At 70.0% G+C, this 12141-nt stretch carries 13 protein-coding genes and 1 pseudogene; 3 read left to right on the forward strand and 11 right to left on the reverse strand.

Annotation, left to right across the window (positions count from 1 at the left end; translation table 11 throughout):
• Window positions 1–182: 182 nt before the first annotated feature.
• On the forward strand, window positions 183–965 hold the full coding sequence (locus tag ACIQMJ_RS40520; RefSeq protein ID WP_499766330.1) for a transposase family protein: 783 nt from the start codon (window positions 183–185) through the stop codon (window positions 963–965).
• 104 nt (window positions 966–1069) lie between these two features.
• Here ACIQMJ_RS40520 and ACIQMJ_RS40525 read toward each other — a convergent pair whose 3' ends face one another.
• From ACIQMJ_RS40525 to ACIQMJ_RS40575, 11 genes and pseudogenes are all read right to left on the reverse strand, one after another.
• On the reverse strand, window positions 1070–1447 hold the full coding sequence (locus tag ACIQMJ_RS40525; RefSeq protein ID WP_499766331.1) for a hypothetical protein: 378 nt from the start codon (window positions 1445–1447) through the stop codon (window positions 1070–1072).
• Window positions 1448–1483: 36 nt separating this feature from the next.
• The gene (locus ACIQMJ_RS40530) at window positions 1484–2206 is read right to left on the reverse strand and encodes a hypothetical protein (RefSeq protein ID WP_499766332.1); all 723 of its coding nucleotides are present in this window, start codon (window positions 2204–2206) and stop codon (window positions 1484–1486) included.
• Between the two features lie 3 nt (window positions 2207–2209).
• Window positions 2210–3178 (reverse strand): thiopeptide-type bacteriocin biosynthesis protein, encoded by a 969-nt coding sequence (locus ACIQMJ_RS40535; RefSeq protein ID WP_499766333.1) that lies wholly within the window; start codon window positions 3176–3178, stop codon window positions 2210–2212.
• Window positions 3160–4338: a lanthionine synthetase C family protein gene (locus ACIQMJ_RS40540; RefSeq protein ID WP_499766334.1), complete on the reverse strand. Its 1179-nt coding sequence runs from the start codon at window positions 4336–4338 to the stop codon at window positions 3160–3162. The genes ACIQMJ_RS40535 and ACIQMJ_RS40540 overlap by 19 nt, the downstream gene beginning before the upstream one ends.
• Entirely contained in the window at window positions 4335–4814 is a 480-nt protein-coding gene (locus ACIQMJ_RS40545) for a thiopeptide-type bacteriocin biosynthesis protein (protein WP_499766335.1), read from the reverse strand. The genes ACIQMJ_RS40540 and ACIQMJ_RS40545 overlap by 4 nt, the downstream gene beginning before the upstream one ends.
• A gap of 521 nt (window positions 4815–5335) precedes the next feature.
• Window positions 5336–7429, reverse strand: a pseudogene (locus tag ACIQMJ_RS40550) (lantibiotic dehydratase family protein); the annotation flags it as partial.
• Between the two features lie 81 nt (window positions 7430–7510).
• Window positions 7511–7702 (reverse strand): FxLD family lanthipeptide, encoded by a 192-nt coding sequence (locus ACIQMJ_RS40555; protein ID WP_499766336.1) that lies wholly within the window; start codon window positions 7700–7702, stop codon window positions 7511–7513.
• A 5-nt stretch (window positions 7703–7707) separates the two neighbouring features.
• Window positions 7708–9012: a methyltransferase, FxLD system gene (gene fxlM / locus ACIQMJ_RS40560; RefSeq protein WP_499766337.1), complete on the reverse strand. Its 1305-nt coding sequence runs from the start codon at window positions 9010–9012 to the stop codon at window positions 7708–7710.
• Window positions 9013–9112: 100 nt separating this feature from the next.
• Window positions 9113–9457, reverse strand: coding sequence for a hypothetical protein (locus tag ACIQMJ_RS40565; RefSeq protein WP_499766338.1), 345 nt, complete (start codon window positions 9455–9457; stop codon window positions 9113–9115).
• A 295-nt stretch (window positions 9458–9752) separates the two neighbouring features.
• Window positions 9753–9959, reverse strand: a complete 207-nt coding sequence (locus ACIQMJ_RS40570; RefSeq protein ID WP_499766339.1) for a hypothetical protein — start codon at window positions 9957–9959, stop codon at window positions 9753–9755.
• Between the two features lie 48 nt (window positions 9960–10007).
• The gene (locus ACIQMJ_RS40575) at window positions 10008–10310 is read right to left on the reverse strand and encodes a hypothetical protein (protein ID WP_499766340.1); all 303 of its coding nucleotides are present in this window, start codon (window positions 10308–10310) and stop codon (window positions 10008–10010) included.
• A 166-nt stretch (window positions 10311–10476) separates the two neighbouring features.
• Here ACIQMJ_RS40575 and ACIQMJ_RS40580 point away from each other — a divergent pair, with 166 nt between their 5' ends.
• Window positions 10477–11790 (forward strand): NsdA family TPR-like regulatory protein, encoded by a 1314-nt coding sequence (locus tag ACIQMJ_RS40580; protein ID WP_499766341.1) that lies wholly within the window; start codon window positions 10477–10479, stop codon window positions 11788–11790.
• Window positions 11787–12059, forward strand: coding sequence for a hypothetical protein (locus ACIQMJ_RS40585; protein WP_499766342.1), 273 nt, complete (start codon window positions 11787–11789; stop codon window positions 12057–12059). The genes ACIQMJ_RS40580 and ACIQMJ_RS40585 overlap by 4 nt, the downstream gene beginning before the upstream one ends.
• Window positions 12060–12141: the final 82 nt, after the last annotated feature.

Genomic DNA, 12141 nt, shown 5'->3' on the forward strand with positions numbered 1-12141 from the left:
AGGCGATGCCGTAGAAGCCGTGGCACTGCACGGTGCGGGGTGTCAAACTCTGCGCTGCACTGAGCCATTTTCATCGTGACGGTGCAGGTCACGGCGTGGGCTGGGTGATGGGGCGCGGTGGGCGAGGCTCCCGGTAAGACAGCAGTCGACCAAGATCCGATGCCCCAACCGGGAGCCTCGCCGTGCTGTCTTACCCTGCCTCGATTCCGCTGTCCAACCGCACCCTTGTCCACCTGGCCGAACTCATCCGCGCGGAACGGACGCGGCGTCGGTCCCGATGGCGTCGACTGGAACCCGGTCGTCAGGCGCTGCTCGTACTTGCCCACCTGCGCAACGGCGACACCCACGCCCGCCTCGCCGTCGGGTTCGGCGTCTCCCACAGCACCGCCTGGCGCTACGTCCGCGAAGCGGTCGACCTGCTCGCCGGTTTGGCCGACGACCTCCACGCCGCCGGTGAACGGGCCGCCCGACCGGCCTACGCGATCCTCGACGGCACCCTCGTTCCCATCGATCGCGTCGCCGACCAGAAGCCGCACTTCTCCGGCAAACACCGACGCCACGGCGTCAACGTGCAGATTCTCGCCGACCCGGCGGGGCGGTTGGTGTGGGCCTCGCCGGCCCTGCCGGGTTCCGTCCACGACCTGACCGCGGCCCGCACCCACGGCCTGATCGACATGCTGACCACCAACGACGTCACCGCCTTCGCCGACAAGGCATATCAAGGCGCGGGCGGCACGGTGCACACCCCGTTCAAGCGCCATGCCACCCGGCCGCGGCTGTCACGCGGACAGAAGGCGGTCAACCGGGCCCACGCCCGCATCCGTGCCCTGGGCGAACGCGCCGTATCGCTGCTCAAGGGCTGGAAGATCCTGGCCAAGCTGCGCTGCTGTCCACGCCGAGCCACCGCGATCATCGCGGCCATCCTCGTCCTACACCATGTCGAAACCCGTCGTCGACCACGATGAAAAAGGCTCACTGTCCTGGCCCGGTTCCGGCTCTACGGCCCGGTGAGCGCTGTTACGGCAGGCGGCGGGTTCGGATGGGCTTATGTTCGATACCGCAGCGTCGATCACGCTCGCATGGCGGGATGCTCCTGCTGCGGTAGCGACGTGGCCACGACCTCGGCCGCGGTATGCGTCGAGTCGAGCAGCGACCTCAGCAGGGGCTCTGGCAGCGTTCCTGCCCCCAGGCCGGAGGAGACCAACAGATCAGAGAGCGCTTCGCGTTGCTCATTGGTCAAGTTCGCTTGTGTGTCGCGGTGTCGGAGCACGTCTCGGGCGGCGTATCCGTCGCAGGCCTTGATCACTTCGTTGGCCACCTGGGCAAGGACGGCGTCGGCCGCCTCGGGATCGGTGGCGCCGGCGAGTGTGGTCACGGTCAGTCCGAGCTGGGCGCGGAAGGCCGCGTAGCCGGGCATTGGCTCTTGCCCGACGAAGTGCCCGATCATCGTGTAGACGTCCCGGCGTGCGGACACACCGGCCGCCTAGGTGCACATCACCTTCAGGCAGGAGGCGACCTGGAGTTCCCATGGTTGTACGGGCGTGCTTTCCGCCAGCGCCGCGTGGGCCGCCGTAACTGCTCCGTTTAGGCAGTGGGTCACGATCGTGGCCTGCCGCCCCTCCATGAGGTGCAACCCGATTCCTCGGTGGGTTTGCGCGTGGGCGACTGCGTCGTCCCACCGTCCGGCGAGGGTCAGCGCGCGGATTCCGTCCCCGACGAGGTGCAGCCACACCCATTCACGCAGCTTGTGGTGCTCCTGGCGGGTGCCGATGAGGTCGGTCAGCGGCAAGGTCTGCCCGTCGACGTCCAAGTCTGCATTGGACATGACGGCGCGGTACATCGCCGTCAGCAGGTGCAGCGCCTGTTCTCCGTCGCTGGCGCGGATCTGGAGTCGGGCGAGGTTGAGGACGGGTTCGAGCATGTACCTGGCCTGGAGCACGGTGAGCGGGCGGTCGGCGGCACGGTAGATGTCGATGTGCCGCCAGCACAGGTCGCGGGCCAGGCTCGGCACGCCGCAGTCGCTCGCGATCAACGCGGCCTTGTTCAGGGCGTGCGCCCCTTCGGCCAGGCTGTCAGTGCCCTGTTGTCCTGCTGCGTGGGCGATATCGACGATCTCCTGGACTCGGTCCGCGAGCGAGGGGCAGGCAGGGCGGGGCCTGCCGAGGAGCGGGAAGCGGCGGGCGGCGGCGAGCGTCGTGGGGTCCATAGGTCAGCTCCGGGGCAGGAGGGCCGCAGTCGCCGCACGGGCGAGGATGCCCTGGCTGGCGGCCGACAGACCGAACCGGTTCCAGTGGAAGATCAGCACGTGGGTGAGGATCGCGCGGACTCCGCGGTCCAGGCGTCCTCGTGCGGCGGCGTCGCCGAGCCGGCGGCCGGCATTCTGGCACGCGGTGAGCCAGGGCGCCGCGTGCTCGACCGCTCCACCGGAGGTGAACAGCTCGCTGGTCGGCAGGTCGGGGATCGACAGCAGGACGCGCACATGGGCGGCCAGTTGCTCGATCCGTGCGGCGTCCGCATCGGCGGGTGCGGGTCGGAGCCGGGCGAACCTGTCGAAGACGTCGCCGCACTCGAACACGTCAAGGCCGGCGGCGCGCAGGAGACCGCTGAGCAGCAGGATCGACAGTTCGCGGCGGCCGAAGCCGGGGGCCTCGTGGCGCAGGTAGTCGAGCACGCCGCGCGTGTCGGCGCAGAACAGGTCGTGGGCGGCGTCCATCCCGACGAGGCCGCCGAAGGCGGCGGTCTCCGGCTCGTACACCGTCGGCCACCACCGCACGATGACCCCGGCCGCGGTCAGCTCGTCGAGCACGTGGTCGACAGCCGCGGTGTCCGCACCGTGCAGGCGCAGCCGCCAGCAGGGATGTTTGCGCAGGAACCACCACCCACCGACCGCCCCAGCGGCTTGGAGGTGATCCAGGAGCGGCCCGAGTTGCGCCGCGCCCACGGCCTCGGCGGTGGACCAGTCGGGGAACTCGACGCGCACCTGGTACCAGTCGTGTTCTGCATGTCGTTCCAGCGCCGCGAGACCCGCCGCCTGGTAGACGTACACGGCTTCGTCGAGGTCGGCGTGGTCCAGGCCGCTGTTCGCCGCAACGGTCTTCAGGTCCGTGCCCGCGAGCACGGCGAGCACACTGGCGGCGAGTTCGTGCGGGGACGTTGCGGTCAGGTGATCAGCAGACATGAGTCCCATCCCGTGTGCGGTGGCTCGGCGTGTTGGGTGGTTTCCAGCGCCAGTCCCACTCCGGCGCCTCCGGTCAGGAGCGCGCCCTCGTCCGCCTGATCGCCGAGCGTTCGGGCGTGCCGGGCGAGCCTGGTGGCCAGTGCGGAGAGGCGTTGGCCGATGGCGGGGTTCCGCGCGTCACGGGCGGCCCGGTAGGCGGTCTGATAGACCCCGGCGATGCCATGGCACAGCCCTGGCTCGGTGATGCGGTCGAGCTGCGTATCGGTCAGACTCGCGGATAAGGCGTCCTCGGCGGCTTCCTGGCGTCGCGGGTCGTCGGTGGCGATGGCGGCGAGTTGTTGAGCGCGGGCGATGCCGACCGTGCCGTAGCACCAAGACGATCGGCCTGGTGCGGATTGGGTGGGCTGGCCGGTACGCAGTTCCTCGCGGGTGATCCACTGCGGCCACCACGGTCCGTCCGCCGAGTCCTGCTGCCACTGGTCGAACCAGTCGTTCAGGACGGCGATCGCCTCGTGTTGGCCGTCGACCACGCAGCCGTGGGTGGTGGCGAGGGCGAGCAGGGCGAGCAGCCCGGCCGCGCCGTGCGCCATCCCGAAGTTCGCGTGCCCGCCGGGGGTCGGCAGGATCTCGTCCGGGTCATGGGCCACCCACCACCCCGGCAGTGCGACGCCGTCTTGGTGACGCGGCCCGGTCAGTGCGACTACATACCGCAGGATCCCGGCGAGGACGTCGCGTCCGGGGTTGTGGCGCACCAGCAACGCACCGATTCCGGTCAGCCCGTAGAAGAGGTCGAACTCGGCGAACGTGGTGGCCTCGCCGCGCTCGATCCTGCCCGCAGCGGTCGCCAGACGCCGATGAGCCAGGCGCAGCACGTGCTCGTCCAGCGCCTCGCAGGCCGCGCGGCAGCGAGGATGCCTATCGGAGGCGGTGTGCAGCATGAACGCGATCGCCGGTGCCCCGTAGTACAGGCCGGCGTGTTCGGCGGCGTCGATCGGCCCGCCCGTCGCCTGCCGGATGTGGGACCGGGCGGTTTCCCAGCTTCCGGAGCCGGTCCAGGCTCGCTCTATGTGCAGCAGCGCCGTCCCGGCCGCGCCTCGGGCCAGGGATTGACCGGCCGCTTCGTCGGCGGTGAGCGTGACCGCGCCGGGGTCGGGGTTCATCGGGCACCGGCCAGGGCGAGGCGGCGCAGCGCGGCGGCGCGGGCGAGTCGGCCGGTCTCCTTCTCGAACGTCGGATCGACGCCGACTGCACGGACGTGGTGCTCGTGCAGCAGTGTGCGCAGCACGGTGCCCGGATCGCGTTGTTGCTGCGTGAGGGCGTGGTGGTAGGTGGTCAGCGCGGTGTCGCGGGCAGTCCAGGCCGCAGCGACCGCCTCGCCGCCCGGCAGGGCGCGGACGGCTCGGTACCCGTCGTCAGGGTCGGCCAGATCGAGCGCGTGATCGCGCAGTGTCCGGTCCAGCGGCCCGTGTTCCCTGCGCAGGCATCCAACGAGCGCCCGGTACCCGGCCTGCGGATCGGGGGCGAAGGACGCGGCCAGGTGTGCCATCGACGCGGCGGCCAGTGCCTGGGCGGGAATCCCGGATGCCTGGGCGGTCGTGATCTGTGCGATGGCGGCCGCGGTGTCGGCGGTGAACATGTCCTCGGCGGCGGCCAGCGCCGGCCTTCGCCGTAGCGAGCGAGATGCTGCGGGCGGGAGGCGAGGGTGAGCTGGCTCGGAAGACCCCGCGCGTGCAGGTCGGCCGCAAAGGCGGCCACCCTAGCGGCGACCAGCCCGTACTGTTCGGGGTTGGTCAGGCGCAGCAACACGGCCAGGTGCTGATCGGATTCGGGTGGGATCATGTCGCGGTGCCGTCGTACCCACCACGGCCCGACCAGACCGTCGAGGCTGTCGACGAATGCGGGCAGGTGGCCGGTGAGGATCCCGTCGAACCGCGCGGGGTTGCCCACCAACTGCGCGTGCACGATGGCGGAGCCACCCGGTCGAAGGACCTCACCGGGGGCCGCAGTTGCCGGAAGCGGCCTTGAGGACGGGGTGGTCGCGGTCATCGGGATCAGCAACTCCGCCGGACGTCCGATCCAGCCGTGGCCGTCGGATGGGCAGTCTTCTTGCAGCTCGATCCGCTCGGCCCGCTCCACCTGAGCCCGAAGTAAGGCGCGGTCCAACTCCTGATCGAGGTCGAGCGGCAGGCGCAGTTCGCCGTGGCACAGCACGACCCGTGCCGGTACCCGCCACCGCTGCCGCCAGGAACGCAGCGAGTCCTTCTGCCAGCCGGACAAGTCTGAATCGCTGAGGATCCAGCGGGCAGCGGAGAGCACCGTGTGCCGATACCGGATGCGGGGCACGTAGGGCAGAGTGCGGGCGGCGCCCAGATCGAATCCTCGGAATACCGCGTTGCGCGCGTCGGCGACCTCGGCGAGGAACCGGGCCAGCGGCGGAGTCTGGACGGCGGTGTCCAGGGCGTGCGGAATCCGGGGGATCACCCGTCGCCCGGTGGAACGCTGGACCAGGTACATCTGGTCGGCGTCAGCCGTGACCGCCAGGTCGTCCACGCTGATCACGCCGAGATTCGGGTGCGCCGGGTCGGGATGTTCCGAGAGTGGTAGAACGTCCGAGAGCAGCGGCTGGACGCGCACCACGTTCTCGTTGTGCGGGCGGCGTGGCGGAAACGACAACTGCACCGCAACCGTCTCGCCCTGCGTTGAGTTCTCGGGTTCTGCGGCGTAGGTCGCGGCCAGCCGTGCGCGGTCGGCGTCGTCGAGCAGGTGGGCGAACCGTGCAGCCATGCTGGTGGGGATGCGCGGTGCGGCGGTAACTCGAAGTTGAAAATCACCTCGGTCGATCGCCTGGGCCGAGGCGGCGTACAACGCGACACCGAGTTCGACACGCTGCGGCGCGATGATGTCGGCGTGCTCCCCGACGGTCAACGCCTCGATGTCCGTGTCGGTCAGCATGATCTCCTCGGCACCGTCCACCGTGGCCTGCTGAATCAACGCCATGAGGGCGGCGTCACGTTCGGTCAGCATCCGCCAAGCGGGCCTGGCGCGTGGCGCACCGAGGTACCCGGCCGGGTAGCCGAGCCCAGAGTCGGCAACCAACTCCCGCACCGGCACCAGCGCACCGGGACCGTAATGAGCACGGAACCGGGCGTGGTAGTCCAGCCAGGCCGCCGAACCGAACGGCTGAGTGCCCACCCGCAGCAGAACACCGGCGGCGACCGTTGCCTCGGTCAGCACCCGTTCGGGAACGGTGATCATCGCGTCCAGCCGCACGTCAGCGGCGAAGACATGATCGGCATCCGGGACTACGGCGGTCATCAGCGTGCCGAGGGCCTTCCGGATCTCAATGGTCCGCGTACGGTCGGTGGTGCTGTTGTGATGGGCCAGGCGGGTACTGATTCCGTCGAGTTCCTGCAACAGCTCGGCGACGTCGGGCAGATCATCTCCCCCGGCCGCACGCAGCGCGCGGACCAGGTGGGACAAGGCGTCAACGGTCGTCATCGGAGGGCGAAGGCTTGTGATCAACAGGCCGCCGTCGACCAGTCCGTGCAGTAGTGCATGGATCTTGTCCGGGGAGGCGGACGGGAACCGGGCGGTCATCTCGGCGGCGAGCGCGTCGAACTGAATCGGCGAGCCTGCTGCGGTCAGCGCGAACTGCACGGGCCGGTTGAGCCGTACCGAGGACTCCCAGAGCGGTCCTGGGGTGGAGGCACCGACCTCAGCCCGGCGGTGCACGATGACGCGGCCGTCGCGCACGATCCTCGCGTTGTCGGCCATGACCGTCAGCCGCGGGCGCAGGCCAGGATGCCGTTCGAGCCGGTCGATCAGCGTTGTAAGCCACTCGGCGTCCGCGCGTAGCACGGCCCGGTGTCCGCCGCCCACCTCGGCCTTCGCGGGTCCGATGGCGGCGGCGGTGATTCCGGCGAACAGCGCGAACGGGGTCGCGCGCCGCTGCCAGCGCAGCAGGTAGGACGCCACGGAGACGATGGCGCGGCGCAATTCCTTCACCGGGTGTGGCCCGGCACCCGTGTCGAGGAGTTGGTCGAGGCGGGCACAGAGCACCGGGCTGGCCAGGTGCAGAGCCTCGCGTACCTCTCGGCGCGCCCACGCCTTCGTCAACCATGCCCGGCCCTCCTGCTCGACCGCGGCGGGGTCGGACAGGTCCAGGTGCGTCGGAGGGTCGAGGTCGCCGGGGTCTGTGGTGGCACGGACCAGGACGAGGCCGGTGTGCCGGTAGCGGGTGGACACGGTCATGGTGATCGGCTCTCCTCGCCCGGTCGGCTGGCCGCCGCCGTCGGCGCCCGCGGGTTCGGGCGCCGACGGCAGAGGGCTGGGTCAGAACGGGTCGTTGGAGCCGGTGCTGCACGCGCTGGTGCCGCAGGTGTTGCCACAGCCGTCGCTCGTGTCGCACATCATGATCACGAGCTGGGTGGTGCTCTCCACGACGCGCATGTCGAGTTCGAACTCCGCGTCGTCGACGGCGGAATCCTGAAGGTCCGGGCTGTCGACGGTCAGCGTTGGCGACATCGGGTTCACTCCTCATCTTCGGGGTTGTGCAGGGCATCCGGGCTGGCTGCGGTGTTCGCCGCCTGCGGCCAGGAGATCGTGACCAGGCCGTGTGTCTTCCCCAGCACCGCCGCGCCCTCGTCGATCCGGGTGCGGTCACTACCGGTCGGCCAGTAGGCGAACGTGGGTGCCACGTCACGGGACTGGCGGTCCCACGCCTGGATCTGTTCGACCATCGCGGTGGCGGCGGCCTGGCCGTGTGCTCCGTAGGCCCGCGCCCCGAACTCGACTCCGGCACCGTCCAGCGCGGGGCGCACCGCCAGGTAAGCGAAGGAGTCGCCGCGCACGACGCCGAACGGGAACCAGCTCTTGCGCTCGGCGGCCAAGTCGGTGCCCTCGTCCACGGCCAGCTTGCAGAAGCCGGGCAGGAAGCCGGCGAACCACAGGTGCAGGTCGGCGAACGACACGCCGTGCTTGACCGTGACGCCAGACCAGACCTCGGTGCGCTCCGTGGCCAGGACACCGTCCAGCAGGCTCATGTCCTGCGGCACGTCGCCGTCGAAGCGGAGCTTGATGCTGTGGCCGTGCGCGTCGGGGAGCAGGAAGATTCGCTCGTCGTGCGCGCCCGATCCCTGCATCGGGACGAACCCGCACACCTCGGCCGAGGTGCTGACCAGGTGGTCGCCTTCGCGGCGGAACGCGATCGAGCGGGTGATGCCGTTCATCCGCAGCGGGACGACGATCGTGCCGTGCTCGGACAACTGGTCAAGCCAGGTCGACGAGAGGTCCCACGCCCCGACCGTCACGAGGATCGCGTCGACCGGCTCGTGCAGTTCGGGCACAGGGTTCTCGGCGTCGGCCTGGACAACCGTGACCCGGCTGCCGTACCCGGTGGCGTCCAGCAGGACGCGGGCCCGGTCGGTCACCTCAGGGTCGATGTCCACGCTGACGACACGCCCGCGCGGACCGACGACCTCCGCCAGCAGCGCGGCGTTGTAGCCCCCGGACCCGATCTCCAACACGCTCATGTCGGGCCCGAGCCCGGCCTGTTCGATCATCCGCGCCTGGATGAACGGCGCGCTGGTCGAGGAGATGATCACACCGTCCTGGTCGGTCTTGATAGCCACCGAGTCGGCGGCGTTGTAGGCCACCTCCAGGGGCGTGCCTTCGGGGACGAAGAGGTGCCGAGGCACCGTGCGGAATGCCCGCTCCACGACCGGTGAGGTGATCATGCCGTCCGAGAGGAGCTTGTCCGTCAGGGCGTTGCGGATCTCGGTCGCCCTGTCGGAGTCGGTGGACGGGCCGGTGTTGTGGTCTCGCAGTGTGTTCACCTGGTCACCTTTTCAGAGGGTTCTGCTGCGCAAGTGCGGCTCGCGGACGAGGTCATGCGACCGGAGGAACGCACCGCGTCGGGGCGGCGCGTTCCTCCGGTCAGGAGGCCCCCAGCACGGCGACGGACGACCGCCGGTCGACTGCCGCGTGCCGACCGGTCGCGGCCGTGGGAGGGCCGTCGGTGACCAGGTGCTGGTGGGCGGTGGTCCACACCGTGCACGGTGATCTCCGTGCACGGAGCTGGCCGGAGCACTGCCGACAACGGCCGCGCCCGTCGAGTGCGTGCTGGTCGAGCAAAGCGCGCCACGCGGCGGTAAGGCGCGCGATCTCGGAGTCGGCCAACGCCGCACGGCATCGAAGGTCGCCCTCACCGACCAGGGCGTCGAGGTAGTCGAGGTGGTCGAACACGGCCTTGTGCACGGCCGTGAACGGTGCTTCAGCCATTCGAGACCTCCTCGGTGGGCCAGGGCTGTTGCTTCGTGGTGGCTGGTGGCCACAGCCGCGGGTGGAGGTCGACCGGCACCAGGTCGGCGAGCCGGACTCCGGCGGCGATCACCAGGTGCGCCGCGCCGTGGAATGAGGGACACGGCCACGACCGAGCGGAGCAGATCGGGCAGACGAGCTGTTGACCAGTTGAGGGGAGGTGGGTGGTGAGTTCGTCGATGGCCGTCGCGACGCGGCCGACGGGGCTGTCGACTGCCACGACGACGGCGACGACATCGCATGTCCCGTCCACGTCTCATGCCGCCACGTCGTGGCCGGTGAGCGCCTGGTAGATCGGCAGTCGGCGACGGCCGCCCAGCAGGTCGGTCGCCAGGTCGTCGTAGCCGATGCACAGCTCTCCCAGCCGGTGCAGCGCGAGCTTCGCCGGATCACCCGCGGCCGGGTTGTCGTCCTCGGCCAGCAGCCGGGACCGGACCCACGCCGCGGCCAGGCGGTCGACCAATTGCCCCAGGCTCTCGGTGTGCAGCAGCCGCGCGCTGGATTCGCCGAACTACCTTGACGCCCAGGCGTCGATCCGCTCGACCAGCACCGATCGGGTGACATCGTGGTCGTGGATCGCACGGAGGGCCGCCGCGGCCACGTGGTCGTCGCCGCGCGGGTCGCTGATGATCTGTTGGGCGTCGGCGCGTGTCCGATTCTCGGTACCCAGGTCTGCCGCCAAGGTCAGCACCGGGTGCTGGCCGTTGATCTCATGAGGACTGCTGAAGGCGCGAACCACCAGCGACGCACGCGGGATGACGCCGGCTGTGGCAGTGTTCGCCGTTCCACCCTGCTCAAGCGCGGTCTCCGTCATGCCACCAACCGTGCCCGTGATCCGCATTGCTGCGGACACCAGGAACCGGGGATGTCAAGGGGAGGATTCGGGGAGGGTGGCAATCCTCCCCATTCGCGGAGCAGTACCCGTTTCGTCACGTTGCGTGTCACGATGGCCCTGGTCACACCCATGGGAGGCCGGACCAGTGCCCACGGCAAACGATCAGCTGCGGCAGGCGCGGGAACGCACCGCCTCGCCCACACAGCCCGGCGAGTGCCTGTCCCGGCAAGAGCTTGCCGACCTGGTCAACGCCTACATCTGGCGTCATTACGAGCGGAAGGTCGAGCTCGACGCCAACTACCTGGGCAAGCTCGAACGCGGCGACATCCGTTGGCCCGGAGCGCTGTACCGCGAGGCACTGCGCGTCACCCTTGGTGCTTCCAGCGACGCCGCGCTGGGCTTCAGCAACCGCCGCCGCACGGTGGTAAAGCTGGCGACCGTGGACCGAAAGCAATTCCTGCGCACCGCCGCCCTCGGCGTCGGCACCCTCGCGCTCGCCCCGGTCGCAGCCCTGCTGGAGGGCACCCAGCCGACTGCGGCTCCCGCCCGCATCGGGCAGACCGAGATCGAGCAGATCCACACCGCGGCACGCGTGTTCGCCGGGTGGGACCACACCTACGGCGGCGGCCTGGCCCGCGAAGCCGTTCTTGCCCAACTCCGGTTCTCCGCCGACCTGCTGGAAGCCAGCTACCCGGCCAGACTGCGCGGCCCTCTCCACAGCGCCGTGGGCTATCTCGCCCACACCTGCGCCTTCATGGCCTTCGACGCCTATGCCCACGACGACGCCCGCCGCGTGTTCCAGTTCGGCTTGGCCTGCGCCGAAGAGGCACAGGACTGGCACCTGCGAGCCAAGATCCTGTCCTCGATGGCCCGGCAGGCGATCTGGGTCGGCAAGCCCGACGAGGGCCTGACGTTGACCGAACACGCTTTGGTCCGCTCCGACCGGCTCACGGCGACCGAGCGGGCGATGCTGCACACCGCCCACGCCCGAGCCTTGGCGAAGATGGGCCGCATCCGCGAAACGCTCATCGCGGTCGGCACCGCCGATGACCACTTCGCCCACCGCAACCCGGCCAACGACGCGTCGTGGATGGGCTACTACGATGCCGCGCAACATGCGGGCGACACCGGCCACGCCTTGTTCGACCTGGCCGTCCAGGGCCGTTCCCCCGCAGAAGCCACGGCACGGTTCTCCACGGCCGTCGCCGGACACACCGCCGCCTACGCCCGGTCACGCACAATGTCGCAGATCAAGCTGGCCTCGCTGACGATGGCCACCGGTGACCCGCGCGAAGCCGCGGTGATCGGCTCTGCGGCACTGGACGCCGCCGGCGCCATCCGCTTCAACCGCGCCGTAGACGACCTACGCGAGCTGGCACGTCACGGTCAGCGGCACCGCGCGATACCCGAAGTAGAGGCCCTCCGGCACCGCATCACGACCCTGGTGCTGGCCACGTGAGTGCCGAGCACCGCGCCGTGCTGGCCGAAGCCTGCGCACAGGTCGGGATCGACTCCAGCGGCGCGGAGCCGATCCGGCTGGGCGAGAACGCCTTGTTCCGGCTGCCCGGCGACGTGGTGGCACGCATAGCCCGCCCCGGACAGCTCGCCGCCGCCACCCGCGAAGTCCTCATCGCCCAATGGCTGGCCGAGCATGACGTCCCTGCCGTTCGAGCGCTGAAGGACATCGGTCAGCCCGTGCAGGTCGGTGACAGGGCGGTGGGGACTTGACCCTGGATGTTGGACACCAGACACACTTGGATCCTGACGATCCGGGTGGACAGGAGTCCCGTTCAGATGGTGATGAAGCACT

It is taken from the genome of Actinosynnema sp. NPDC091369 (genome assembly GCF_044757065.1).
Taxonomy (GTDB): domain Bacteria; phylum Actinomycetota; class Actinomycetes; order Mycobacteriales; family Pseudonocardiaceae; genus Actinosynnema.